The 24,786-nt window shown below is 66.0% G+C and carries 26 protein-coding genes and 1 pseudogene; 10 read left to right on the forward strand and 17 right to left on the reverse strand.

Annotated features, from left to right (window positions below):
* Positions 1-29: 29 nt before the first annotated feature.
* The 4 genes and pseudogenes from NUV79_RS16400 to NUV79_RS16415 form a co-directional block, all read right to left on the reverse strand.
* Complete coding sequence (locus tag NUV79_RS16400; protein WP_257734166.1) at positions 30-653, reverse strand: GNAT family N-acetyltransferase; 624 nt, start codon at positions 651-653, stop codon at positions 30-32.
* A gap of 71 nt (positions 654-724) precedes the next feature.
* Positions 725-1,078: pseudogene (locus tag NUV79_RS16405) on the reverse strand (MBL fold metallo-hydrolase); the annotation flags it as partial.
* Positions 1,079-1,380: 302 nt separating this feature from the next.
* The gene (locus NUV79_RS16410; RefSeq protein WP_257734167.1) at positions 1,381-1,992 is read right to left on the reverse strand and encodes an IMPACT family protein; all 612 of its coding nucleotides are present in this window, start codon (positions 1,990-1,992) and stop codon (positions 1,381-1,383) included.
* A 563-nt stretch (positions 1,993-2,555) separates the two neighbouring features.
* The gene (locus NUV79_RS16415) at positions 2,556-2,717 is read right to left on the reverse strand and encodes a hypothetical protein (RefSeq protein ID WP_257734168.1); all 162 of its coding nucleotides are present in this window, start codon (positions 2,715-2,717) and stop codon (positions 2,556-2,558) included.
* Between the two features lie 24 nt (positions 2,718-2,741).
* Between NUV79_RS16415 and NUV79_RS16420 the strand changes: the two genes are divergently transcribed.
* The 4 genes from NUV79_RS16420 to NUV79_RS16435 are packed head-to-tail and all read left to right on the forward strand — an operon-like array spanning position 2,742 to position 6,236.
* The gene (locus NUV79_RS16420) at positions 2,742-3,650 is read left to right on the forward strand and encodes a metal ABC transporter substrate-binding protein (protein ID WP_308218212.1); all 909 of its coding nucleotides are present in this window, start codon (positions 2,742-2,744) and stop codon (positions 3,648-3,650) included.
* Positions 3,647-4,552, forward strand: coding sequence for a manganese/iron ABC transporter ATP-binding protein (locus tag NUV79_RS16425; protein WP_308218213.1), 906 nt, complete (start codon positions 3,647-3,649; stop codon positions 4,550-4,552). The genes NUV79_RS16420 and NUV79_RS16425 overlap by 4 nt, the downstream gene beginning before the upstream one ends.
* On the forward strand, positions 4,549-5,406 hold the full coding sequence (gene sitC, locus NUV79_RS16430) for an iron/manganese ABC transporter permease subunit SitC (RefSeq protein ID WP_257734169.1): 858 nt from the start codon (positions 4,549-4,551) through the stop codon (positions 5,404-5,406). Before NUV79_RS16425 ends, sitC begins: the two co-directional genes overlap by 4 nt.
* On the forward strand, positions 5,406-6,236 hold the full coding sequence (locus NUV79_RS16435; RefSeq protein WP_257734170.1) for a metal ABC transporter permease: 831 nt from the start codon (positions 5,406-5,408) through the stop codon (positions 6,234-6,236). Before sitC ends, NUV79_RS16435 begins: the two co-directional genes overlap by 1 nt.
* Before the next feature lie 52 nt (positions 6,237-6,288).
* Here the strand turns inward: NUV79_RS16435 and NUV79_RS16440 are convergent, their stop codons facing one another.
* The 4 genes from NUV79_RS16440 to NUV79_RS16455 all read right to left on the reverse strand — a co-directional run bounded on the left by NUV79_RS16440 (position 6,289) and on the right by NUV79_RS16455 (position 12,170).
* Positions 6,289-7,104 carry an NAD-dependent epimerase/dehydratase family protein gene (locus tag NUV79_RS16440; protein WP_257734171.1) on the reverse strand — a complete coding sequence of 272 codons (816 nt, stop codon included), beginning with the start codon at positions 7,102-7,104 and terminating at the stop codon, positions 6,289-6,291.
* 160 nt (positions 7,105-7,264) lie between these two features.
* Positions 7,265-8,974: a hydantoinase B/oxoprolinase family protein gene (locus tag NUV79_RS16445; protein WP_257734172.1), complete on the reverse strand. Its 1,710-nt coding sequence runs from the start codon at positions 8,972-8,974 to the stop codon at positions 7,265-7,267.
* Complete coding sequence (locus NUV79_RS16450) at positions 8,967-11,093, reverse strand: hydantoinase/oxoprolinase family protein (RefSeq protein WP_257734173.1); 2,127 nt, start codon at positions 11,091-11,093, stop codon at positions 8,967-8,969. The genes NUV79_RS16445 and NUV79_RS16450 overlap by 8 nt, the downstream gene beginning before the upstream one ends.
* 231 nt (positions 11,094-11,324) lie before the next feature.
* A complete protein-coding gene (locus tag NUV79_RS16455) occupies positions 11,325-12,170 on the reverse strand; it encodes an alpha/beta hydrolase (protein WP_257734174.1) in 846 nt (281 codons plus the stop codon).
* A gap of 145 nt (positions 12,171-12,315) precedes the next feature.
* On the opposite strand from NUV79_RS16455, the gene NUV79_RS16460 reads away from it, so the two are divergent.
* Positions 12,316-12,729 (forward strand): DUF2177 family protein, encoded by a 414-nt coding sequence (locus NUV79_RS16460; protein WP_257734175.1) that lies wholly within the window; start codon positions 12,316-12,318, stop codon positions 12,727-12,729.
* 19 nt (positions 12,730-12,748) lie between these two features.
* Here NUV79_RS16460 and NUV79_RS16465 read toward each other — a convergent pair whose 3' ends face one another.
* The 6 genes from NUV79_RS16465 to NUV79_RS16490 form a co-directional block, all read right to left on the reverse strand.
* Positions 12,749-13,771, reverse strand: a complete 1,023-nt coding sequence (locus tag NUV79_RS16465) for an SAM-dependent methyltransferase (protein ID WP_257734176.1) — start codon at positions 13,769-13,771, stop codon at positions 12,749-12,751.
* Entirely contained in the window at positions 13,768-14,511 is a 744-nt protein-coding gene (locus NUV79_RS16470) for a DUF1295 domain-containing protein (RefSeq protein ID WP_257734290.1), read from the reverse strand. The genes NUV79_RS16465 and NUV79_RS16470 overlap by 4 nt, the downstream gene beginning before the upstream one ends.
* Positions 14,512-14,567: 56 nt before the next feature.
* Positions 14,568-15,194 (reverse strand): ChrR family anti-sigma-E factor, encoded by a 627-nt coding sequence (locus NUV79_RS16475; protein ID WP_257734177.1) that lies wholly within the window; start codon positions 15,192-15,194, stop codon positions 14,568-14,570.
* Positions 15,191-15,778 (reverse strand): sigma-70 family RNA polymerase sigma factor, encoded by a 588-nt coding sequence (locus tag NUV79_RS16480; protein WP_257734178.1) that lies wholly within the window; start codon positions 15,776-15,778, stop codon positions 15,191-15,193. The genes NUV79_RS16475 and NUV79_RS16480 overlap by 4 nt, the downstream gene beginning before the upstream one ends.
* Before the next feature lie 88 nt (positions 15,779-15,866).
* The gene (locus tag NUV79_RS16485) at positions 15,867-16,235 is read right to left on the reverse strand and encodes a DUF2147 domain-containing protein (protein WP_257734181.1); all 369 of its coding nucleotides are present in this window, start codon (positions 16,233-16,235) and stop codon (positions 15,867-15,869) included.
* Between the two features lie 30 nt (positions 16,236-16,265).
* Positions 16,266-16,865, reverse strand: coding sequence for a hypothetical protein (locus NUV79_RS16490; protein ID WP_257734291.1), 600 nt, complete (start codon positions 16,863-16,865; stop codon positions 16,266-16,268).
* A 132-nt stretch (positions 16,866-16,997) separates the two neighbouring features.
* Between NUV79_RS16490 and NUV79_RS16495 the strand changes: the two genes are divergently transcribed.
* The 3 genes from NUV79_RS16495 to NUV79_RS16505 all read left to right on the forward strand — a co-directional run bounded on the left by NUV79_RS16495 (position 16,998) and on the right by NUV79_RS16505 (position 20,388).
* Entirely contained in the window at positions 16,998-18,356 is a 1,359-nt protein-coding gene (locus NUV79_RS16495; protein WP_257734182.1) for an NAD(P)/FAD-dependent oxidoreductase, read from the forward strand.
* Positions 18,353-19,156: a DUF1365 domain-containing protein gene (locus tag NUV79_RS16500; RefSeq protein WP_257734183.1), complete on the forward strand. Its 804-nt coding sequence runs from the start codon at positions 18,353-18,355 to the stop codon at positions 19,154-19,156. The genes NUV79_RS16495 and NUV79_RS16500 overlap by 4 nt, the downstream gene beginning before the upstream one ends.
* 188 nt (positions 19,157-19,344) lie before the next feature.
* Positions 19,345-20,388 carry an SAM-dependent methyltransferase gene (locus NUV79_RS16505; RefSeq protein ID WP_257734184.1) on the forward strand — a complete coding sequence of 348 codons (1,044 nt, stop codon included), beginning with the start codon at positions 19,345-19,347 and terminating at the stop codon, positions 20,386-20,388.
* A gap of 40 nt (positions 20,389-20,428) precedes the next feature.
* Here the strand turns inward: NUV79_RS16505 and NUV79_RS16510 are convergent, their stop codons facing one another.
* Positions 20,429-21,109 (reverse strand): anti-sigma factor, encoded by a 681-nt coding sequence (locus NUV79_RS16510; RefSeq protein WP_257734185.1) that lies wholly within the window; start codon positions 21,107-21,109, stop codon positions 20,429-20,431.
* Between the two features lie 38 nt (positions 21,110-21,147).
* Positions 21,148-21,816: a sigma-70 family RNA polymerase sigma factor gene (locus NUV79_RS16515; protein WP_257734186.1), complete on the reverse strand. Its 669-nt coding sequence runs from the start codon at positions 21,814-21,816 to the stop codon at positions 21,148-21,150.
* An 80-nt stretch (positions 21,817-21,896) separates the two neighbouring features.
* Between NUV79_RS16515 and NUV79_RS16520 the strand changes: the two genes are divergently transcribed.
* Positions 21,897-22,679: a DUF4394 domain-containing protein gene (locus NUV79_RS16520; RefSeq protein ID WP_257734187.1), complete on the forward strand. Its 783-nt coding sequence runs from the start codon at positions 21,897-21,899 to the stop codon at positions 22,677-22,679.
* Between the two features lie 46 nt (positions 22,680-22,725).
* Here the strand turns inward: NUV79_RS16520 and NUV79_RS16525 are convergent, their stop codons facing one another.
* Positions 22,726-23,616 carry a LysR family transcriptional regulator gene (locus NUV79_RS16525; protein WP_257734188.1) on the reverse strand — a complete coding sequence of 297 codons (891 nt, stop codon included), beginning with the start codon at positions 23,614-23,616 and terminating at the stop codon, positions 22,726-22,728.
* Between the two features lie 127 nt (positions 23,617-23,743).
* Here NUV79_RS16525 and NUV79_RS16530 point away from each other — a divergent pair, with 127 nt between their 5' ends.
* Positions 23,744-24,745, forward strand: coding sequence for a hydroxyacid dehydrogenase (locus NUV79_RS16530; RefSeq protein ID WP_257734189.1), 1,002 nt, complete (start codon positions 23,744-23,746; stop codon positions 24,743-24,745).
* The last annotated feature ends 41 nt before the right edge of the window (positions 24,746-24,786 follow it).

Here is a 24,786-nt window from a genome sequence, read left to right on the forward strand (position 1 = left end):
ATAAGGCTGCCCCACGTGAAGAGCGCCTTCTAGCGCCCCGGGCTGATCACGGACGTCACCTCCGACCACTGCGTCCAGCCGAGCGTCTGATAGAGGGCCCGGCCGTCCGGCGAGGCGATCAGAGTACCATGTTTGGCGCCGCGTTCGAGTGATCGCTGCGTCAGGGCGCCCATGACGGCGGTGCCGAGGCCCAGGCGCCGATGCTCGGGCTGGGTCAGGATCTGGTCGAAGACGGTGTGGCCGTCGACCAATCCCGCCGTCCCGCTCGCGGCCAGCTCCCCGCCTTCATTTCGGATGTCGATCCGGAGCGCGGCGCCGTCCTCGCTCGTCACCGCTTCATACCCGGGCGGCAGGGCAGGAGCGGATGCCTTTAGCGTCGTCGTCATGAGATAGGCGCGCTCGCGTGCCGTCCAGTTTTCCGGCAGCAACGGCACGGCAACCTCGCGGGGCGCAGGCACCTCGATATAGGTATGCGGCTCGTCGACCGAGCGTGCCAGCTCGGGAAGGACGGCCCGGTCGAACCTTGGTAGCACGAAACGCCCCCGCTGATCGGGCTTGCCGACGTCCAGCCAGAGGCCGGTGGGAACGGGGCCGGGCGCCGGATAACTCCGCGTCACCGCATAGCCGAACGCCCAGATTTCGATGGGATTCATCAGATGGTCTCCAATTGCCAACGGGCCGGGAAGGTCCCGACCCGTGTGACGAGCCTTGCTCGGCAGCTTCCTTACGCTTGATGGGCCCATTCCGCAGCCAGCCAGCGCAGGCGACCTTGGTCGAAGGCGATGCGGCCGAGGCCCGGGAACGGCATATGGGTCGCCGCGATCAGGGCTTTCTCTTCGGCCGCGCGCGGGAAGAATCGGGCGCGCATCGCGCGGGCAGCCTCCGGGTCCTGCTCGAAGATGAAGCCGATATCGGGCGCGACCGGGTGAAGCGACGGATGGAAGAGCATGTTCCCGACCATCAGCAGACTCTTGCCACCATCCTCGATGCGCACCCCGATCTGGCCTGGCGTGTGGCCGGCGAGATCGACGATCGATACGCCGGGCACGATGCCGCGCTCGCCATCGATCGCCTGGAGCTCGTCCATGCCGCCCACGGCCAGTTGCCCATCAAGGCCCGTGCGTTCCTGGACGGGATCGCACCGCGCTTGCGTGCACGCCTGCTGCCGAGCGATGCGTGAGCAGGTCAGGGGCGGTAGCGATCACGAAGGCCGTTCGTGCCGGGCTCAGCTTTCCTTGGCCGAGATGTAGAAGCCGAAAGCCGAAGCGCAGGCCAGAACCACGCTGATCTCGACCAAGCCCATTGTTGCCTCCTTCCTTGCGATGGAGGGGGAACCGTCTTGGGCCTGCCATTGTTCCGCCGCGAATAAGGTTGCTGCCGCTACCTGTCCCACCGAATCAACGCCCGCCCACTGGTGAGGTCCGTCACAAGCCGGCTGAGGCTATCGATGTCGGCCTTCGGCGCGGAAACCGAGAGGACCGCGCCGGTATCCGTGAAGGCCTGATCGCGTATTTGTACGCCCGCGAGCGCCCCAAGCCTGACCTGGACGCGCGTCAGGTCGCCGAAGCTGCAGGCGATCGTCGCCGCTGCCGTCTCGACGAGCTCGACCTTGCCGGCCTCGCGCAGGCACAGCGCGGCCGTGCCGCCATAGGCCCGGATCAGGCCGCCGCTGCCCAGCAGGATGCCGCCGAACCAGCGCGTGACGACGACGGCGACGCCGTCGAGGGCCTGCCCGTCGATGGCAGCGAGGATCGGCTTGCCGGCCGTGCCGCTTGGCTCGCCGTCATCGTTGAAGCGATAGCTCTGCCCGAAGCGCCAGGCCCAGCAATTGTGGTTGGCCTCGGGATCGGAATGTGCCGCGATGAACGCCTTCGCCGCGGCTTCGTCGGCAGCGGGCGCGGCGATCGCGACGAAGCGGCTTCTCTTGATCTCCTGCCGGGCAGAGCTGGTTTCGACGAGGGTGAAGCGGGCGGCCATCAGGCCCTGTAGCATGCCGGGTTGCCGAGGGAACCATTCGCTCACGGCGATGCCCGAAAGCCGATGCCGTGCAGCGTCGCGCCACCTTCCACGATCAGGAGTGGCGGACGACGGGCGACGATCCCGGCCAAACTTGATCAGAAGCAGTTTTCGGAGCAGGCCCAAGAGGGCGGCAGTATCGAAGGGTTATAATTCAATATCAAAAACAAAGACTTGATGGAATTCATGTTGCAATGCACATGGATTCTCAGCCGCTGGAGGCCACCTATAAAAGCTGACCCGTGATCGAGTATCCCGAAGACCATCGGCTCCCTGTGAGCGGCGAGATTTCCTGCCGGGACGTCGAGGCCTATCTCGACGGCACCGTCTATCTGTCGATCGCCGCCCTCGCGGCAGGTGCTCCAGACCGGCGTCTCCTTCGCCCGTGGCGGCTACTGGATCGAGCCGATCCGACCCTCCGTCCATCTCACCGGCTGCGATTTCGAGTATCTCGGCGCCGAGCGGGTGGCGGGCTCCTACCGGCCGAGCCTCTTCGTCGGCATCCTGCTCGCCGGCGAACATACCGGCTTCGTCGATGGTCATTCGATCGCGACGACGCGGGTCGGCGTGCCGATGTCGTTGAAGGTTTCCTCGCGGCGCCGAAGCGCCGCGAGGTATTCGGCTTGCGCGAAAATTTCTAATTGCGAATCAATCGCACTTGCAAACCGTGGCGGCTTCGGGTTAGCAATGAGTTGTTGCAATTCATTGTCAATAAGGATGCCTCGATGGCCCTCGGTTCACGTAGATCGGCTCTGATCGGTTTGGTGGGTGCCGCTTTCGTCGCCGCTTTCGGCGGCATGCCCGCCGCGGCTCAGGAGAAGTTCAAGGCCGTCACGACCTTCACGGTGATCGCCGATATCGCGCGCAACGTCGCTGGTGACGTCGCTGTGGTCGAGTCGATCACCAAGCCGGGCGCGGAGATCCATAACTACCAGCCGACGCCGGGCGACATCCAGCGCGCGCAGGGTGCGCAGCTCATCCTCTGGAACGGCCTCAATCTCGAATTGTGGTTCGAGAAGTTCTTCCGGAACCTCCGGAATGTCCCGAGTGTCGTCGTCTCGCAGGGCGTCCAGCCGATGGGGATCAGCGAGGGGCCCTACAAGGGCAAGCCGAACCCGCATGCCTGGATGTCGCCGGCAGCGGCGCTGATCTATGTCGACAATATCCGCGACGCCTTCGCCAAGCACGATCCCAAGAACGCCGAGGCCTACAAGGCCAATGCCGAAGCCTACAAGGCCCGGATCAAGGCGGCGGTCGATCCGATCAAGGCGGAGCTTGCCGCCGTTCCCGCCGAGAAGCGCTGGCTCGTCTCCAGCGAAGGTGCGTTTTCCTATCTGGCCCGCGATTTCGGGTTGAAGGAGCTCTATCTCTGGCCCATCAATGCCGATCAGCAAGGCACGCCGCAGCAGGTCCGGAAGGTCATCGACGCCGTGCGGAAGAACAAGATCACCGTGGTCTTCTCCGAGAGCACGATCTCCGAGAAGCCGGCCCAGCAGGTCGCGCGCGAGACCGGCGCCGCCTATGGCGGCGTCCTCTACGTGGATTCGCTGAGCGAGGCGGACGGCCCCGTGCCGACCTATATCGATCTGCTCAAGGTCACGGCGGATACGATCGCGAAGGGATTGACGCGGTGAATGTTCCCGTTGCCGGCTACTCGCTTCCGTCCACCGCGGAGGAGGGCTCAGGCATCGCGGTGACCGATGCGACCGTCACCTATCGCAATGGCCATACCGCCCTCAGGGATGCGAGCTTCCGCATCCCCACCGGCACGATCGCGGCCCTCGTTGGCGTGAACGGCTCCGGCAAGTCGACGCTGTTCAAGGCCATCATGGGCTTCGTCCGCCTGGCCAGGGGCGACATCCGCATCCTCGGCATGACCGTGCGCGAGGCGCTGCGCCGCAATCTCATCGCCTATGTCCCGCAGGCCGAGGAGGTCGACTGGACCTTCCCCGTCCTGGTCGAGGATGTCGTGATGATGGGCCGCTACGGCCATATGGGCATGATGCGCATCGCCAAGGCTGCGGATCACGAGGCTGTCGCGACGGCACTGGAGCGCGTCGACATGAGCGCCTTCCGCAAGCGCCAGATCGGTGAGCTGTCCGGCGGGCAGAAGAAACGCGTCTTCCTCGCGCGCGCCCTCGCCCAGGACAGCCGGGTCATCCTGCTCGACGAGCCTTTCACCGGCGTCGACGTCAAGACCGAGGACCAGATCATCGCCCTGCTGCGCGAACTCAGGGCCGAGGGCCGCGTCATGCTGGTCTCCACGCATAATCTCGGCTCCGTGCCGGAATTCTGCGACCGCACCATCCTGATCAAGGGGACTGTGCTGGCCTTTGGCCCGACGGCGGAGACCTTCACGCAGGAGAACCTGCAGCGCGCCTTCGGCGGCGTGCTCCGCCATTTCGTGCTGAACGAGCCCGGTCGCGACGGGCAGGCCCCGGTCGGCGTCTTCACCGATGACGAGCGGCCGCTGATCCTGCGCGAAGGCAAGGCATCCCGCCGGGAGGCGGATACGCCTGACGGAGAGCGGCCATGACCGCGCTTCTGCTCGAGCCCTTCGCCTATGGCTACATGCGCAACGCGATGTGGGTCTCGGCCCTGGTCGGTGGCGTCTGCGCCTTCCTGTCCTGTTATCTGATGCTGAAGGGCTGGTCGCTGATCGGCGATGCGCTCTCGCATGCGATCGTGCCCGGCGTGGCCGGCGCCTACATGCTGGGGCTGCCCTTCTCGGTCGGTGCCTTCTTCTCCGGCGGGCTCGCGGCCGGCGCGATGCTCTTCCTGAACCAGCGGACGCGGCTCAAGGAAGATGCCATCATCGGCCTGATCTTCTCCAGCTTCTTCGGGCTCGGCCTGTTCATGGTCTCGCTCTCGCCGACCTCGGTGAACATCCAGACCATCGTGCTCGGCAATGTGCTCGCCATCACCCCGGCCGACACGATCCAGCTCGCGGTCATCGGCTTCGTCTCGCTCGCCATCCTGCTCGTCAAATGGAAGGACCTGATGGTCACCTTCTTCGACGAGAGCCATGCGCGCTCGATCGGTCTCAACCCGACGGCGCTGAAGCTGATGTTCTTCACCCTGCTCTCGGCCTCGACCGTCGCGGCGCTGCAGACGGTTGGTGCCTTCCTCGTCATCTGCATGGTGGTCACGCCCGGCGCCACGGCCTATCTGCTGACCGACCGTTTCCCGCGGCTGCTGATGATCGCGGTCGCGATCGGCGCGCTGACCAGCTTCACCGGTGCCTATGCCAGCTATTTTCTCGATGGTGCGACCGGCGGCATCATCGTCGTGCTACAGACGACGGTCTTCCTCATCGCCTTCTTCCTCGCGCCCAAGCACGGCCTGCTGGCCGCCCGCCGCCGCGCCGCCTGCGAACTGGAGGCCGGCTGATGATCGTCATCGAGACATTGCTCTCGCCCTTCCGCTTCGACTTCATGGTCAATGCGCTGGTGATCTCGGCGATCGTCGCCGTGCCGATGGCGCTGCTGTCCTGCTTCCTCGTGCTGAAGGGCTGGTCGCTGATGGGCGATGCGATCAGCCACGCCGTGTTTCCCGGCGTGGTCCTCGCCTATATCTTCGGCTTTCCCTATGCGATCGGCGCCTTCGCCGCCGGCATGGTCTGCGCCACCGCGACCGGCTTCCTGAAGGAAAACAGCCGGATCAAGCAGGACACGGTGATGGGCGTGGTCTTCTCGGGCATGTTTGGGCTCGGCCTCGTGCTCTACGTCAAGATTCAGTCCGACGTGCATCTCGACCACATCCTCTTCGGCGACATGCTCGGCGTCTCCGGAGCCGATATTGCGGGCGCTGCCGCGATCGCCTTGTTCACGGCGGCCGTGATCGGCATCAAGTGGAAGGATTTCCTGCTGCATGCTTTCGATCCGGCGCACGCCCAGGCGGTTGGCCTGCGGGTCAAGCTGCTGCATTACGGCCTGCTCGGTCTGATCTCGCTGACCATCGTCGGCGCGCTGCAAGCCGTCGGCATCATTCTCGCCATCGCCATGCTGATCGCGCCCGGCGCCATCGCCTTCCTGCTGACGCGCCGCTTTGCCACGATGCTGCTGGCATCGGTCGCGATCGCGGTGATCGGATCTTTGCTCGGCGTCTATCTCTCGTTCTTCCTCGACAGCGCGCCGGCGCCGACGATCGTGCTGTTGCTGTCGCTCGTCTTCGTTATCGCGCTCGTCCATTCCAGCCGAAGGGCGGTCGTGGTCGCTTGATGTCTCCTCCAGCTCGGCGAGGCGGTAAAAGCTAACCCGCCACGCTCCGCCTTCAGGCCTTTGCCTCATCGTCCGGATGGGCCATCTCGCAGAAATGGCCGCCGAGATAGCGCCCGGTTGGCGTCTTCGGATCGAGAGCAGGCGCCTTTGCCTCGACCTTGGCCCGGAACGGCTCCGAGCTGTCCTGTGGGCGGTAGCCGAGATGCCCGGCACCACTATTGTCCACCGCCTTCACCGCGTTGTCCGAGGTGCCGAATGTGATCGTATGCCCGACGAAGGGCGCGGTCAGCGAGGCCGTGACGAGACGCACGCAATCGGCGAGGGACAGGTAGGACCAGAGCATCCGGCGATCGGCAGGCTCGGGGAAGGACGAGAAGATGCGCAGGCATGCCGTCTCGATGCCGTATTTGTCCCAGTAGAGCCGGCTGAGGCTCTCCACGAAGGTCTTGCCGACACCGTAGAGGCAATCGGGGCGGACGGGTGCATCGACCGAAATATGCGCGCCGATCTCATGGAAGCCGATCGCATGGACGGACGAGGCGTAGACGATGCGCTTGATCCCGTGTTTCCGCGCGCCCTCGTAGATGTGATAGGAGCCGCGGATACTGGAATCGAGGATGACCTGCCATTCGCGCTCGGTTGGCGCGCCGCCGAAATGCACGATGGCATCGCATCCTTCCGTCGCGGCGATCGTCGCCTCCATGTCGGCGAGATCGAAGATCGCCTCTTCCTCATGGGCGGCGAGTGGGCCGAGCGGCTCGCGATCGGCCAGGCGGATCACTTGCGCGAGCGGCGCAAGACCGGCGCGGAGCTGCGAGCCGAGGCGCCCTGCAGCGCCGGTGATCAGGATGCGGTTGTAATGCGGCATGCAATCCTCGCGTCTGACAACCGCATCGCGGCGGTGCGGCCATGCTTGGGCAATCCCTATCGGAGGACGCAATGAGGCATCGGCCGGCGATCGCTGGCAAGCCGCAGCTCGGCTGGGCCGCACTGCGCAGGGTACGGACCACCTCGCAGCAGCCTTCCCGCTAGCGAGGCAATTCACCGCGCCGGGAGGTGGCCAGCACATCGGCTACACGCTCCTCGGACAAGCCATACTCGGCGCGGGCGGCCTCTGCCGAGACATAGCCCAGGGCGAGGTCGCGCTCCACGCTGCTCGCGGCCCGTTCGGCTGGGGCGCCGTAGCCGGCGCCGCCCGGGAAGGCCATCACCACCTTGCGGCCATGCGGCACGAACTGCTTGCCCTTGCCCTTCATCGCCGTGCCGTCGTCGAGTGCGATCGTCGTCGGCGCGCCGCCACCGCCGCCGCGCCGGCCGCGGGCGGGATGATGGACGCGGTCGAACATCGCCTGGATGTCGAACTCGTAGCCCTCCCAGGCGCCGACCTCCATATGCTGGCCGAGGCCGCCGCGATGCCGGCCCTTGCCGCCGGAATCAGGCCGCAGTTCCTTGCGCCAGACAATGACCGGGCCGACCTGCTCGGTCGCCTCGACCGGCATCGTCATCACGCCGGAGGGGAAGGCGGTGGCGTTCATGCCGTCGAGCGCGGGCCGCGCGCCCGAGCCGCCTGAATTGAACGTCAGGACCTCGGCGCGTACGGCGTCCGCCGGCCAGGGGCCGTCGCTGCGCGGCCGGAGCGAGACCTGGAAATTGCATAGGCTACCGGCACCTTCGGCCGGGACGAGGCCGGGCAGGAGCTTGTCGAGCGCGTCGTAGATCGTGTCCGGGACCATGTGGCCGATGATGTGGCGCAGCGCGACCGGCGCCGGCCAGACCGCGTTGACGATGGTGTGCTCCGGCGCCGTGATGCGGAAAGGCTCGAGCGACGCGGCGTTGTTCGGGATCTCCGGCGCGATCGCGCATTTCAGCGCATAGCAGGTATAGGCCTTCGTATAGACCAGCGGCACGTTGATGCCGTTCTTGTCGACGCCGGAGGTGCCGGCCCAGTCGCAGAGCACGCCGTCCGGCTCGATCGAGATCTTCACCTTGAGGTCGATCGGGCGGCTGTAGCCGTCGATCCGCATATGGCCTTCCGCTTGGCCGCGGGGCAGGGCGGCGATCTTGTCGAGCGTTGCCTGGCGCGAATTGGTCAGGATGAAATCCGAGATGCCGGCGAGATCGGCGAGCTTGAACTCGACCATCATCTCGATCAGGCGGCGATGGCCGATCTCGTTGCAGGTCGCGAGCGCGTAGACGTCGCCGACGAGTTGGTCGGGCTCGCGGACATTGCCGCGGATGATCGTGACCAGCGTCTCGTTGACCGTGAAGCGGTCGACGAATTTCATGATCGGGATATGCAGGCCTTCCTCATAGACCGAGTTGGCGTCGGCGCCGAAGCCGCGCCCGCCGATATCGACGATATGGGCGGTGCAGGCGAAGAAGCCGACATGGCGCCCCCGATGGAAGGAGGGGCTGACGACGGTGATGTCGTGCAGGTGGCCGGTCCCCTCCCAGGGGTTGTTGGTGATGTAGACGTCGCCCTCGGCGATGTTCTCGCGCCCGATCCGGCGGATGAAATGGGCGACGGCATCGGCCATGGCATTGACGTGGCCGGGCGTGCCGGTCACCGCCTGCGCCAGCATCTCGCCCTTCTCGTTATAGACGCCGGCCGAGAGGTCGCCGGCCTCGCGCACCGAGGTTGAGAAGGAGGTGCGGATCAGCGCCTGCGCCTGTTCCTCGACGACCGAGATCAGGCGGTTCCACATGACCTGATAGGCGACCCTGGAGATATCAGACATGGGCGGGCTCCTTGCGCGCGGCGACGGCAGCAGCGGGGGCGGCTTCTGAAACGCGGATATCGATGCAGCCGTCGTTCAGCGTGACGGCGAAGCGGCTCGACGGCAGGATGATGGTGGTCTCGTCCTCGGTGACGATGCCGGGGCCGTCGATGCGGCTGCCGGCGGGGAGGGCGGTACGGTCATGGGCTTTTGCCTCCACGCGGCGGCCGAGGCCGGCATCGAAGACGGAGCGGCTGGCTTGAGGCGGCGCATCGCGCGTCTGCGATACCGGAGCCACCGGAGCGACGGCCTCCTGCGGCGTGTGGGCGTTCACCGACCAGACCGTGATCTCGGCGGCGAGGCCCTTCACCGTGCGGCCGAACAGGTTGGCGTATTCATGCTCGAAGCGCTGGACGATGACGGCGGGCTCGGCGGCGCGAGCCTCCTCAGGCGTCAGGGTGACCGGGATTTCCCAGCCCTGACCGGCATAGCGCATATAGATCTTGTGTTCGGCCTCGATCGCGCCGGACCAGCCGCAGGAGCGCACCACCCGCGTCGCTTCCTCCTCCATCTCGCGGAAGAGTTTCGTGACGCGCGCGGTGTCGAACTGGGCGAGCCGCATGAACAGCGTGCGGTTGGCCTCGAAGCTGAACGGCGCCCTGAGGAAGCCGATGGCCGAGCCGACGCCGGCGCCGGGCGGCACGAGGCAGCGGGCAATCCCGAGCTTCTCGCAGAGGCGGCCGGCATGGAGAGGCGCGGCGCCGCCGAAGGCGATCATCGTGTATTCCGAGAGGTCCTCGCCGTTCTCGACGGCATGGACGCGGGCGGCATTCGCCATGTTCTCGTCGACGACCTCGGCCACGCCCCAGGCGCTTTCCTCGGCCGCCATGCCGAGCCTGCCGCCGATCTCCGCCTCCAGTGCAGCCGCCGAACGGTCGGCGAAGAGCGGAATCGTGCCGGCCGCGAAATTGTCCGGGTCGATCTTGCCGAGGATGACGTCGGCATCGGTCACGGCCGGGCGCTTGCCGCCGCGGCCATAGCAGGCCGGGCCGGGCTCGGAGCCGGCGCTTTCTGGCCCGACGCGGATCTGGTTCATCGAGTCGACATGGGCGAGGCTGCCGCCGCCGGCCCCGATCTCGACCATGTCGATCACGGGGATCGAGATCGGCATCCCTGATCCCTTCTTGAACCGATAGGTCCGGGCGACCTCGAAGACGCGGGCGGTCTTCGGCGTATAATCCTTGATCAGGCAGATCTTGGCGGTGGTGCCGCCCATGTCGAAGGAGAGAACCTTCTTCAGTCCGTGCCGCGCGGCGATATCGGCGGCGAAGACCGCGCCGCCCGCCGGTCCGGATTCGACGAGGCGGACCGGGAACTCTGAGGCGCTCTCCAGTGAGATGATGCCGCCGCCCGAATGCATCAGGAAGATCGGGCAGGTGGCGCCCTCCGCCGCGAGCCGCCCTTTGAGCCGGACGAGATAGCTCTTCATCAACGGCTTGATATAGGCGTTGGCGATCGTCGTGTTGAAGCGCTCGTATTCCCGCATCTGCGGCGAGACTTCCGAGGAGAGCGAGACCATCGCGCCCGGCATGCGTTCAGCCAGGATCTCCAGGATCAGACGCTCATGCGCGTCGTTGACATAGGAATGCAGCAGCCCGACCGCGACGCTCTCGTAGCTGGCTTCGCGCAGTTCATCGACCAGCGCCTCGACGGTAGCGCGATCGAGCGGGACCAGAACCTTGCCACGGGCATCCATCCGTTCCTTGACCGTATAGCGCCGGTTGCGCGGCAGCAGCGGCTCCGGCAGCGTCAGGTTGAGGTCATATTGCTCGAAGCGGCTCTCGGTCCGCATTTCAATGACGTCGCGGAAGCCTTCCGTCGTGATGAGCGCGGTCTTGGCGCCGCGCCGCTCGATCAGCGCATTGGTCGCCAGCGTCGTGCCGTGGATGATCTGCCGGATCGCGGAGGCGGCGATGCCGGCCTTCTCGCAGACCCGGTGCATGCCCTCGATGATCGCCTCCTCGGGAGCGGCGTAGGTCGTCAGGACCTTGGTGGAGAACCGCTGCCCGCCCTGCTCAAGCACGACATCCGTGAAGGTTCCCCCGATATCGACGCCCAGGCGGGCCCCGAGAATGGACATGACTTACGCGCCTCCGTTGTCTGAGGCGGCGAGGATGGAACGCGGCGTCGATGTCGTCGAATTATTATTTTCTATGGAGTTCGATAGGGGGCTTTATCGCTGCATGGAGCGCGCAGCAGCCTCCAAAGTCTTTCACGCATCGCCCTGATGATGTCGCACAGCCCTCTCGCCGGTGAGTTCGGATACTGGCGCATGCTGCCATGCCCCGGTAGCGCAAGAGCTGGAACGTCGTCACGTCATTCTCAGGAACGCGACGGTGTCGTCGAGGACAGGCGCTTGCCATTCCAGCAGCCGGGAGAGCGCAGTGGCTGTGCCGGCATGGCCGAGCCCCGGATAGATCTTCAGGGAGACCGATCGGGAACCGGCCTTGCTGAGCGCCAGCGCAAGGCGCTCGCTGTTGCGGGGAAGGACCGTTGTGTCGTCCGATCCCGTTGCCAGAAAGATCGGCGGGGCGTCGCTGCGCGCGAAATTGATCGGTTGCGTCCGGGCGGGATCGCGCGCGTTTCCGAACGCTTCCTTCGTGACGTCGATGTCGAAGGGCAGGAAATCATAAGGCCCGGAGAGACCGATAGTAGCCCTGATGTCGCCGGAACGCATGCCCACGGCGGCAAGGTAGCGCTTGTCCAGGGTCAGCATCATCGCATTGTAGGCGCCCGCCGAATGTCCCATCAGGTGGAGGTCTCGCGGTGCGCCGCCGAAGCGGGCGATATTGTCGCGCACGAAGCGTAGTGCCAGCGCGCCATCCTCGATGAAGACAGGGAAGCGGACCTCGGGCACCAGGCGATAATCCGCGATCACCGTGACGAAGCCGCGAGCGGAAAGCGCGTCTCCGACAAAGGAATAGGATTCCTTCGCCCCGTTGGCCCATGAGCCGCCATAGATGAAGAAGACAACGGGCTTCAGCGTGCCCCCACCGCCCTGGGGGACATAGATGTCCATCCGCTGCCGGGGATGCGCGCCGTAGGCCACATCGCGCGCGCCTTCGGTCAGACCACCGGGGCGCAGGGCTGCGCAAGCGGGCAGGGCGAGCCCGGCAAGCAGCGGCAGGATCGTGCGTCGGGCAATCCGGGTCGTCATGGTCGCCTGGGGCCGAGGAAGCATCGCGATCTATACGCGCCATGCGCTCGAATGGATCTGCGCTGCGCCAGCACGACGTCGCAGCCGATACTGAACCACGCCAGCCCGCAAGACGTATCTTCTCGCGGAACCCCTGGAGGTCACGATGCGCTTCATTGCCGGTTATGTCGCCTTCCTCATCGCATTCGGCATTTGCGATGCAGTCTGGCTGAGCACGATGACGGCCAAACTCTATCGTCCGGTATTGGGGGACCTGATCGTCGAGCAGGTCCGTTACTGGCCTGCGGCGCTGTTCTATTTCGGTTTTCCGCTCGGGGTCGTCTATTTCGCGCTGATGCCGGCGCTGCGCGATGGCAGCGCGAGCGCCGCCTTGATCAATGGCGCACTCATCGGCCTGCTCGCCTACGCGACCTACGATCTGACGAACTACGCCACGCTGCGGCCTTGGACGCTGACGATCACGCTGGTGGACCTCGTCTATGGCACGGTCGTCGTCGGCCTGTGCACATGGGTCGCCTTCGGCACCGTCCGCCGCCTTGCGGGCTGGGGCTGGGTCTAAACCCCGGCTGGCCAACCCGTCAGGTCGGGCGCAGCCGATAGTGCTGGACGCCCCAGGCCTCGCCGCCGGCATGGCCGAACAAACCGCTCGTCGCGAGGAAGAACAGGCGCCAGCGCCGGCGCCAGAGCGGCGCTTCCGCGCCATAGGTCTCGCGCAGGATCGGATCGATCTTCGCCAGATTGCGATCGAAATTCGCCAGCCAGTCCTCGGCCGTGGCCCGGTAATGTTCGCCGCTCCAGCGCCACTCTGCCTCCACGGTGAAGAGGTCCGGGAATTGGTGCGCGAGCGCAGCGCTCGGCATCAGGCCGCCGGTGAAGAAATGCTGCGCGATCCAGTCTCCCGTATCGGCAGCATCGAAGCGATAGCAGCCCTGCCGGTGGGCGAAGACATGGATGAAGAGCCGGCCATCCGGCTTCAGCCAGCCGCGAACCCGCCCGAGGAGTTCGCGCCAGTTCGCCATGTGCTCGAACATCTCGACCGAGACGACGCGATCGAAACGCCCCTCCATCGCAAATGCGTTCATGTCGGCGGTGACGACGCGGAGATTGCCGAGATGGCGGCGCTGCGCCTGCTCTTCGATATAGGCGCGTTGCGAGGCCGAATTGGAGACTGAGACGATCCGAGCCTTCGGATAGCGCTCCGCCATCCACAGCGACAGCGAGCCCCAACCGCAGCCGAGTTCGAGGATGTCTTGTCCGTCGGCCAGGCCGGCATGCTCCGCGGTCAGCTCCAGCGCCTTCTCTTCCGCTGCCGCCAGCGTGTCGCCGGGATCGGCATAGTAGCAGCAGGAATACTTGCGCCGGGGACCGAGGACCTGATCGAAAAAGGCGGCCGGCACCTCGTAATGCTGAGCGTTGGCCGCGTCGGTATGAACCGCGATCGGAAACGCCACCATGTCGCGGGCGAAGCTTGCGGCGTCGGCCGACTGCGCCGCGAGGGAACGCGCTGTGCGCCCGACCAGCGACGCGATCACCATGCGGCTGACGGCATCGGGAACGGGGAGGCCTTCACCCCAGGTCGAGAGCTTCTGCATGATCGTCATCGCGTCGCTCCTTTCGGCGGCAGCGGGATCAAGGCGCTGGTTCGGTTCTGGTAAGCGCGATAGGCGTCGCCGTGCTTGGCGAGCATGTGCTCCTCCAAAGGCGGGATGCCGGAGATGCGCGTCAGCAGCAGCGTGATGCAGGCTGGTGCCAGAACGGCGAGCCAACCCCAGGGGTATCCGGCTGCAAGCGCAATCGCCGGATAGGTGCACCAGAGCACGCATTCGAAGAAATAGTTCGGATGACGCGACCAGCGCCACAGGCCTTGGTCGCAGATGCCACCACGGCCTGAGCGGGCAAATGCGCGCAATTGGCTGTCGGCAAGGGCCCCACCCACCAGCCCTGTCACGAAAATCGCAATGCCTGCGATATCGCCCCAGCCCAATGCAGGCGTGGGATTATGGGCCGCCAGGATGATGCCGAGCCCCAGCGGGATGCTGGCCAGCGCCTGCATCTGCAACAGGCGGGCGAGTTGCCGGGGAGCATCGTTGCCCCAAGCGCTTTTCAGCTTGGCATAGCGTGGATCTTCGGCGATGCCGGCCGTGCGCTGCGCGATGTGCAGGCCGAGGCGCAGCGCCCAGGCCAGCGCGAGCGCTGCCACGAGCAGGCGCCGTGACATCGGCCCGGTTCCAAAAGGCAGCAGCACACCCGCAATCCCTGTCAGGCCCAGCCCGAAGGTCCAGACCACGTCGATCCAGCCGGAATTGCCGGTGCGACGCTCGGCCACCGCCGCCAAGGCCATGAAGGCCGACATGGCCGCGGCCACGAAGGCCACAGCCACGACGAAGGAGACGAGTGTCAAAATCGCACCAGCGGCTGCAGCAGCCGGCCGAGCCATCCCTGCAACTGCACATGTCCGGTCATCGCGACGATGCAGGTGCAGCCCTCGACAGGGTCGACGCGCGGCGTGTGGTCGTGCTCGGAATCGGCCTCATCGAAGTCGCCGGCCGCGTAGCGCCCGTATTCGTGCTCGTAGGCGCCGGCGAGGATCGTGGTCCATTCGAACCCGGTATGCTTGTGGTGCGGCAGGGCGATCCCCGGCCCGGCACGCAGCATGAAGACGCGCGCCCCTGCGCCGGGAACCTCGACGCGCCGCATGGCGATGCGGACGCCGATCGGCCGCCACGGGCCAAGGCCGTAGGGGCGAAGCACCTGTAGCATCCCGGCTTCGGGGGACGGCCCCGCCATGCCGGAAGCCGGTGCGGTTCGCGCGACGCTCCCCGCGTCGCGGGGACCTGCCGCCATCGCGACGGGCTCGACCTTGTCCAGCAGCGCACCTTGCACGGCCTCCAGCTCACGCAGGCGGCGCCGGCTCTCTGGATCCGCCTCGATATGGCAGGCGACGACCACGGCCAGGCCTTCGTCGAGCTGTCCTGCGGCGAAGGCGGCGAGCGTCTCCTCGGATGGGCGATGCATGATGCTCATCGCAAATCCTCCAGCCGGCCGCGCAGATGCGACAGCGCCAGGCGCAGGCGGGATTTCACCGTGCCCAGCGGAATGGCGAGGCGATCCGCGACATCCTGATGGCTGAAGCCCTCGAGGAAGGCGAGCTCGACGACGCGGTACTGATCGGGAGAAAGCTGGGTCATCGCGGCTCGCACGCGCGCGTCGCGTTCGGCGCCGGAGAGCGTCGCATCGGGTTGTTCGGGGGCTTCTTCATCCAGAATCTCGTAAACTTGCGACAGCCGCGAGCGCTTTTCGCGGCGGGCGATGTCGATGCGCAGGTTGCGCGCGATCGTGGCGATCCAGGTGGAAGCGCTCGCCTTCGCGGGGTCGAACAGGGCAGCCTTGCGCCAGACGGCCAAGAGCGTTTCCTGCGCGACCTCCTCGGCCAGTTCCGCCGGGGCGCCGCCGCGCATCAGCAGCCCTTTCACGCGCGGCGCGAAATGGTCGAACAGCGCGGCGAAAGCGGCCCGGTCCCCCGAGCGCGCAATGGCAGCAATCAGTCTGTTGGGGTCGAACAGGACGATGAAACGACCTCCTTGAGCGCGGGCTCCCGCCTCGCGCATGCCGTCGACAGTCAGGGCGAGAGCGGGGACCATGAGCGAGATACGCGGGCGGCGCCGCAGCGGATCACCGGGATGAGGAAGGCCGCCATCACTCGGCGGCCTTCCAGTTCACGTCGCGGCAGATCAGGCGCCCGACGATGCAGCCGCGCGTGGTCAGTGCGCCAGGCGTGGCGGTGATCGTCATTGAGTAGGTCCAGTCGCGCTTGGGGTCGTAGGCGTTGCCAGAAAAGGTTCCGTCAGGCTGGCGGGCCAGCGTCATGACGAGCTTGTCGCCGGCTGCCTCGCCCCTGCTGGTGTCGCCGATCCAGAGATTGGTGGCGCAAATCTTGTCGCCGCAAGGTGCGATGCGCACACGCGCATTGCCGTCATCGCGCAGCCATGTGCCATCCATGTCGCTGGCGGCCGCGCCTTCGATTGCAATGGCAGCAAGAGCGAGAGCCAACAGAAGGCGCGTCATGACGAAGTCCTTTCGGCGGGTGCGTCTCCTCTACGCTCCCCGGACATCGTTGGTTTCATCGGCGCACGAAATTGTGTCGAGATGCCTGGAGAAGAGCCATCCAATCAGGACTGTCAGGGATGCGGCGCTCAGGAAGTTCAGGCGCTGGAGGGCGGCGTATTCGTCAGGCTCGTAGAGGTGTAGCGGCCCGCCGAGAAACGTTGCCGGCAGCAGGTAAGTCGCGAAGGCGAATGCCGTGAAGCCGAGCGCAAAGCCGCGTTCCGAGCGGCGAAACAGCATCAGCGCCAGCATGAGGCAGGGAAACAGGAAGGCCTCGACCCCCGAGCCGGAGCCGAAGGCGGCGCGGCAGAGCAACGTATTGCCGATGCCGGCCGCGAGAAGCAGCGCTCGCCCGAGCAAGGTGCTGCGCCGCATGGCCGCCGGCACGGCTGCGAAGAACGGCGTCGACAGGAAGGTCAGGTAGGACGGCGCGATGACGGGCGAAGCCGCCCAGTAAACATAAAGCGGATAGAAGGGCTGGTTCGAAACGATCACCAGCGCGACGGTATTGGCCACGGCACTTCGGGGATCGGGATGCGCCGCATAGGCGCTGAGCGCGGCAGCCATCCGCTTCAGCCTGCTCACCAGCATCATCCCAACCTCTCACGAACTACCCCGGGCTCCTTTCGTCTACGCAGATGGCTCTGTGTTGGGTCACGCCGCCTGCACGTTTTTGGTGGCGCTGCGACAAATCCAGTCCGGCTCATGCCGCGTATACCGATCATGAAAAACACGGACGCGATGATCGAGCGGGCGCAGGGCAAGGCGATGAGGCTCGCCGTGATCGGTGCCGGAATCTCCGGCCTATCGGCAGCGTGGCTGCTAGGCCAGGCGCATGACGTGGTGCTGTTCGAGGCCGCGCCCCGCCTCGGCGGACATGCGAACACGGTTCGCGTTGCCGGCAGCAGCGGCGAGACAGCGGTCGATACCGGCTTTATCGTCTACAACGAGGCGACATATCCGAACTTCATCGCGCTGATGAACCATCTGCGTGTCGCCACGCAGCCGACCGAGATGTCGTTTGCGGTGTCGCTCGACGGCGGGCGCCTCGAATATAGCGGTACCAGCGTCGCCGGCCTGTTCGCCCAGCGCAGCAATCTGGTGCGCCCCCGCTTCTGGGCGATGCTGCAGGACATCACCCGCTTTTACCGCAATGCCTCCAGAGACGCGCTTTCGGGCGTTGCGGCTGGCGTCTCGCTTGGCGACTATCTCGCCGCCGGCGGTTACGGTGCCGCCTTCCGGGACGATCATCTCCTGCCGATGGCTGCCGCCATCTGGTCTGCGCCTTGCGCGGAAATCCTGTCCTATCCCGCAGCCGCCTTCCTGCGCTTCCATCACAATCACGGCCTGCTCCAGCTCACCGACAGGCCGGCCTGGCGCACCGTGACTGGCGGTAGCAGCACCTATGTGCAGGCACTGCGCACCGCCTTCTCGGGCGAGGTGAGGGCCGGCTCGCCCGTAAGGCAGGTTCGGCGCGGGGCCAACGCTGTCGTTCTGACCGGCGACGGTTGGACCGAGACATTCGACCATGTCGTCTTCGCCACCCATGCCGACCAGACGCTGGCCATGCTCGCCGACCGTCGTCCGGGCGAGATCGAGGCCCTCGGCGCCTTCCGCTACAGCCGCAATCGCGCCGTGCTGCATGGCGACGTGGCACTGATGCCGAAGCGCCGCCGGGCCTGGGCGAGCTGGAACCATATCGGCGACCGTGCCCGACCGGACGCCGCTTGCGCGGTCACCTACTGGATGAACCGGCTTCAGGGCCTTCCGGATGCGCAGCCCTTCTTCGTTACGCTCAACCCGCCGGATACGCTGCGCGACGAGACTATCCTTCACGAGGAAATCTACGAGCATCCGCTGTTCGATGCGGCGGCGCTCGATGCGCAGGAACGACTCTGGTCGCTGCAGGGCGTGCGTCGGAGCTGGTTCTGCGGCGCCTATTTCGGGTCGGGGTTCCACGAGGACGGCTTGCAGGCGGGGCTCGCCGTGGCCGAGGCTCTCGGCGGTGTCCGTCGACCCTGGCAGGTTCGCGATGAATCCGGTCGCATTCCGCTCGCCTCCCGGCAGGAGCTGGCCGCATGACCTTGCAATCGGCTCTCTATGTCGGCCGTGTCAGGCATCATCGGTTCCGGCCCCGCCCGCATGCGCTGGCCTATCGCGTGTTCTGGATGCTGCTCGATCTCGACGAGATCGATAGGCTGGCCGCGAAGCTCGCGCTGTTCTCGCGCAACCGGTTCAATCTCTATGCGTTCCGTGACGCGGACTACGGGGATCGAAGCGGTCGATCGCTTCGCCCGCAGATCGAGGCCGCCTTGGAAAAGGCCGGAATCGCGCATGACGGTGGCCCGATCCGGCTGCTGACCATGCCGCGCATCCTCGGCTATGCGTTCAACCCGCTCAGCACCTATTTCTGCTATCGCCGCGACGGCAGCCTCTGCGCGACCGTCTACGAAGTGCACAACACCTTTGGCGAGGTTCACAGCTACGTTGCACCTGCCAGCGCTTCTGAAGGCGCGTTGAGACAGGAGGCCGGCAAGGTCTTCCATGTCTCGCCGTTCATGAAGCTTGGCATGAGCTACGCCTTCACGGTCGCCCCGCCGGAGGAGCGGGTCTCCATTGCCATCGATGGCAGCGATGCCGAAGGGCGCCTGATCACGGCCGTGTTGAGCGGCAGGCGAACGGTGCTCAGCGATACGGCCCTGCTCCGGCTGCTGGCGACGCACCCGCTCCTCACGCTGAAGGTAACCGCCGCCATCCATTGGCACGCGTTGCGGCTGCTGGCGAAGCGCATCCCCTGGCAACCGCACTCGGCTGCGCCCGAGCCACCCTTCAGCCGGGGCCGCATCGTCACGCATCATGCGAAAGGACAGCTGCAGCCATGAGCCGACCCGAAACCGAACATCGCCTTCGCATGTCGGAACAGGTTTTTGCGACGCCGAGTGGTATCAGCATCTCGCGGTGGTTTCTGCGCCGCGTGCTTTCCCGGATCGCTGTCGGTCACCTGACGGTCCTCACGCCGGACGGCGAACGGCTCTGCAGCGCCCCTGGCTTGCCGGGGCCTCAGGCGACGATGATCCTGAACAGCTGGCGGTCGATGCGCCGGCTTCTGCTCGACGGCGATATCGGCCTCGCCGAAGCCTATCGCGATGGCGACCTTCATACGCCGGACCTCACGGCCTTGATCGAGCTCGGCGCGCGCAACGACGCGACGCTGCGCAAGCTCGTTTCAGGTGCCTGGCCGGCACGCCTGCTCAACCGCCTGCGGCATGTTCTCAACGCCAATAGCCGCTGGGGCAGCCGCCGGAACATCACGGCCCATTACGATCTCGGCAACGCGTTCTACGGACAATGGCTCGACGCGAGCATGATGTACTCCTCGGCGCTCTACGAGGCGCCGAGCGAAACACTGGAGGCTGCGCAGCAGCGCCGGCTCGACCGGATCGTCGCCATGCTCGATCTTTCGGGCGGCGAGCATGTGCTGGAGATCGGCTGCGGCTGGGGGGCACTGGCGGAGCGGCTCGCCCGCGAGGGCTGCCGCGTAACGGCGATCACCTTGTCGCCGGCGCAACGCGAGGCGGCACAGCAACGCATCGCCGATGCCGGCTTGAGCGAGCGTGTCGATGTCCAGCTCCGGGACTATCGGGACATTGCAGGCCAGTTCGATCGCATCGTTTCGATCGAGATGATCGAGGCGGTCGGTCGCGCCTATTGGCCGTCCTATTTCGATATTCTCAGCCGCTCGCTGAGGCCGGGTGGCCGCATCGTGCTGCAGGCGATCACGATCGACGATGCCATGTTCGAGGATTACCAGCAGGGCACCGATTTCATCCAGCGCTACATCTTTCCCGGCGGCTGCCTGCCATCGGTTCCGGTGCTGAGGAGCCAGGCGGAAGCTGCCGGCTTCTGCCTGACGGAGCAACTCGCCTTTGGCGACAGCTACGCGTTGACGCTCAGGGAATGGCGCCGCCGCTTCCAGGAGCGCTGGCACGCTATCGCGCCGCTGGGCTTCGACGAAGCGTTCCGGCGCTTATGGGAGTTCTATCTCTGCTACTGCGAAGCCGGTTTCCGTGCCGCGACGATCGACGTCAATCTGATCGCCTGGCGCGGCCGCTGAGCCGCGCGACGTCCTTTCCGCTCGTGTGACGGTGGATCGCCTACAGGCGCCGCGCTGTCAGGCCTTTGGCGATGATCGGACCGGTCGGGCGTCCGGTGGGAGAACCCGCAGCCGGCTCCACCGTGATCTCGAAGAGCTGGTCGGTGCCGAGCGGCAGGTTGTCCAGCCGCAGCGGCACGGCGCGCGCACGATCGATCAACCCGACCGAGCGCGGCCCTGTCGCACGGTCCCACAGCGTCCAGATTTCCAGCGCACGTCCCTGCGGCACCGCGATATCCTGAAGCGGCAGCAATTCGACGCGCCCGTCGGCGAACGTGTTCACGACTGCCGCCGCGACATTGGTCTCCGTCAACAGAACAGCGACCATCACGGGCTGACGGCGAGCGCGGTCGAGGGCAGCGACGAGCCCGATCGCGAGCAGAACAGCAGTGGCGACACCGGCAAAGGCGGCACCGCGCCAAAGCCAGAGATTGTCCCACCATTGCGCAATCCGGGTGCCGGTTGCAGGCGATGAAGACGCCGTCTGGAGCGGCGCCGAGATGACGCCGAGTTCATTCTCGATGCGCAGCCACAGCCCTGCCGACGGTTCGAACCGCTGGGCGGTGGCATCGATCGGCGCCAGCCGCTCTCGCCAGCGGGCCACAGCGGCCCCCAGCTTCGGGTCGCCCGCCATCTGGCTCTCGAAGGCCACTGTCTCAGCGGCGCCGAGCAGGCCCAGCACGTATTCTCCGGCGCGGATCTCGGGATCATGGTCCTGGATCATCCGAGGCACTCCTTGAGTGCGAGCAGCGATCGGCGGATCCAGGATTTCACCGTCCCGAGCGGCATGCCGAGCTTGCCGGCGATTTCGCCATGGCTCAGCCCCTGCACGAAGGCGAGCAGCACCATGCCGCGCCGGGGTGCCGGCAGGGTTTCCAGGCAGCCACGCAGGGCTTTGGCATCGGAGAGTTTCGCCATCACCGTCTCGGGATCGTCCTCCTCGCTGGCGGCTTCTTCTGCGATCGGGCTTTCGTCGGTCTCCATGCGCTTTTCGTCCCGCAGGATCGAGAGCGTGCGATTGCGCAGGATGGCGTAGATCCAGGTCAGGCCCGAGCCGCGTTGCGGATCGAAGCGTCCCGCATGCCGCCAGATCAGGATGAAACTGTCCTGCACCGCTTCCTCCGCCAGGGCACGGCGCTTCAGCATGCGCTGCGCCACACCGATCATACGCGGGCATTCCTGGTCGTAGATGCGCCGGAGCGCGTTTTTATCGCCGCCGGCGCAGGCTGCCAGCGCCTGCTCGATGCCTGTTCCGTGCGATTGCGCGGCATTGACGGCCATGCGGAATCCCTTGCTCGGCGGTCCCGGTTGGGCTGCACGACGAAAGGATACGCTGTCTGCGCCGCGATGGATGCAGCCCGGCAGTTTTATTTTTTCGAGCGCATCCAATGCTTTGCCCCGGCTCTATCCGGCATCAGCGCTGTCTCGAGATACCGATGTCGCGGCGCCTGACAGAACCGGAGGACAAGATGACCAAGACGATCCGTTTCGCCCTCGTCGTTTCCACCTTTCTCGGCAGCGGGATCGCCGCACAGGCCGCCACGCTCGCGGCCCTGACCGGCGACGACACGCTGACCATGATCGACACCGCGACCATGAAGGCCGGTCAGTCGATGAAGGTCAGCGGCATCGCCGGCAAGATCGCCGGCATCGATGTCAGGCCCGCCGACGGCATGCTTTACGCGCTCGCTGCCGATGGCACGATCTACACCATCGACAAGGCCGGCAAGGCGACGATGAAGTCCAAGATGGATACCGTGCTGTCCGCCAGCGCCATGGCCACGGTCGATTTCAACCCGGCCGCCGACCGGCTCCGCGTGATCGGCTCAGACGGCACCAACCTTCGCGTCAATGTCGATGACGGGAAGACCACCGTCGACGGCAAGCTGAAATTCGCCGAGACCGACATGCACAAGGGCGAAGCGCCGATGATCGTGGCCGGCGCCTACACCAACTCCGTCAAGGGCACGAAGGAAACCGCGCTCTACGACATCGACGGCAAGATCGGCGGCCTGATCAAGCAGGCGCCGCCCAATGACGGCGTCCTCGGCGCGGTCGGCAAGCTTGGGATCATGGCAAAGGCGATCGCCTTCGACATCGAGACGGCGGCCGACGGTGCCAATACCGGCTGGCTGCTTGCTGACGGCGCGCTGCACAAGGTCGATCTCGCGACCGGCAAGGCGACCGCGGTCGGCAAGGTCACGGGCCTCGGGGCAGGGGCGCGAGACATTGCCGTCCTTCCTGCGATGTAGGCCCTTGTCGGATCATCGGGACGCCCGCCATCAGGCGGGCGTCCCATCAAAGCGGCCCGAGATCGCGCACGATCAGGTTGTAGAGCGCCTGGGCAGCCGGGGTCAGCGTCTCGCCGCGTCGCCGGATCAGCGAGACCGGCCGGTCGACGATCGGATCGACCAGCGGAATCTGGGCGAGGTCGGGACGCAGGTTCTCGACGAGCGACTGCACAAGGATGGCGATGCCAAGCCCTTCCGAAGCCAGCCCGATCGCGCTTGAAAAGTACTCGACCACGAACTTGGTCTTCACCTCGATTCCGGAGCGGGAGAGCTGCGCTTCCATGAGCAGGCGGTTGCCGCTGCTGCCGCCGAGGGTGATCAGGTCGTGGCCTGCGAGATCGGCCCAGGCGATGGTCTCGCGCCCCGCCAGCGGATGGTCGTTGCGGCAGTAGACGACGAAGGGATCACGCACGAGGATTTCGTTGTGCAGGTCCTGTTGGTTCGGCGGCTGGACATGCAGTCCGAACTCCGCCTGGCGCCGGCGCACGGCCTCGATGACGAGCGTGCTGGTCCGGTCCAGGATCTCGACGCGGTTGTTCGGGTGCAGCGTCGCGTAGCTGCGCAGGATGCGCGGCAGGCGCCCATACATCAGCGAGGGAACCGAGGCGATCGTGATGTCGCCGGTCGAGAAGCGCGACATCGTCTTCAGGCGCTCGAACGAGCGATCGACGGCATCGACCATGCGCTGGGCTTCCGGCAGGAACTCGCGGCCGATGCTTGTCAGGGCGACGGTACGGGTCGTCCGATCGATCAGCTTGAGCCCGACATGGGCTTCCAGCCGCTGGATGCGCCGCGTCAGGCCGGTCTGCGTGACGTGCAGCTTCTCGGCCGCCTTGTTGAAGCTGCCGAGCTCCGCGATCTGGATGAAGGCCTCGATGCCGTCGATCGGATGCTTCATGACAAAAGATCATTGATATATGTCATTATTTCAGCATACGAGCGATGCCGGACCGGTCAATAGTGTTCCCGAAAGGCGCCCGACCGCTGCGAAGCGGGATGTGAAGCTGCCATGAGGAAACGCAGAGATGACCGATACCAGTGCCCGCACCCGCGGCAGGCGCGTGCTCGTCACGCATGACCGTTTGGCCGAAAGCGCCATCGAGCTTCTCAACGCGCATGACGTCGACGTCTTCTTCTCGCCGGCCTATGCCCCGAGCGAGCAGGTGGCCGCGCGTGCTGCCGACCTGCAGGTCGATGCGCTGATCGTTCGCCAGGGGCGTGTCGACGCGACGATCATCGCGGCCTCGCCGCGTCTCAAGGTCATCGCCAAGCACGGCGTCGGTGTCGACAATATCGATCTGCAGGCGGCAGCATCGCGCAGCGTCCCGGTCATACGCGCCATGGGCTCGAATTCGCGCGCCGTCGCAGAGCACACCATCGCGCTGGCCCTGACCCTGCTGAAGGACATCCCGCGCCTCGACACCGCCGTGAAGGCCGGTACCTGGCCGAAGCCGAGCTTCATCGGGCGCGACATCGCCGGCACCGTGATCGGACTCGTCGGCTTCGGCTCGATCGGCCAGCATGTCGCCCGGATGGCGCGGGGGCTCGGCATGACCGTTCTCCTGCACGATCCCCATGCCCGCGAGGCGATCGCGCAATTCGGCGCGGATCGTGAGCGCGATCTCGACAGCCTCGTCGCGGAAGCCGACATCGTCAGCCTGCATTGCCCGCTGACCAACGCCACGCGCGATCTCCTGGATGCGCGCCGCTTCGGCCTGATGAAGCCGACCTCTCTCGTCGTGAACACGGCGCGCGGCGCCCTGATCAACGAGCCGGCTCTTTGCGCCGCCTTGCTGGAAGGCAGGATCGCCGGCGCGGGGCTCGACAGTTTCGCGGTCGAGCCGCCGGCGCCGGACAGCCCGCTCTGGACGCTGCCCAATCTGATCGCCACCCCCCATATCGCCGGCGTGACCGCGGGATCGGCCAAGACGATGGCCGAGATCGCCGCCCGGCACGTCATCGCCGTGCTCGACGGTGAGGAGCCGGATGCGGCCAGCCTCGCGAGGCTCGCCGAACTCGCAGCCTAAGATCCGGGCCATAAACCGGACAACCATAAGCAAACGGGAGG

The organism is Allobosea sp. 47.2.35 (assembly GCF_024655635.1).
GTDB lineage: Bacteria > Pseudomonadota > Alphaproteobacteria > Rhizobiales > Beijerinckiaceae > Allobosea.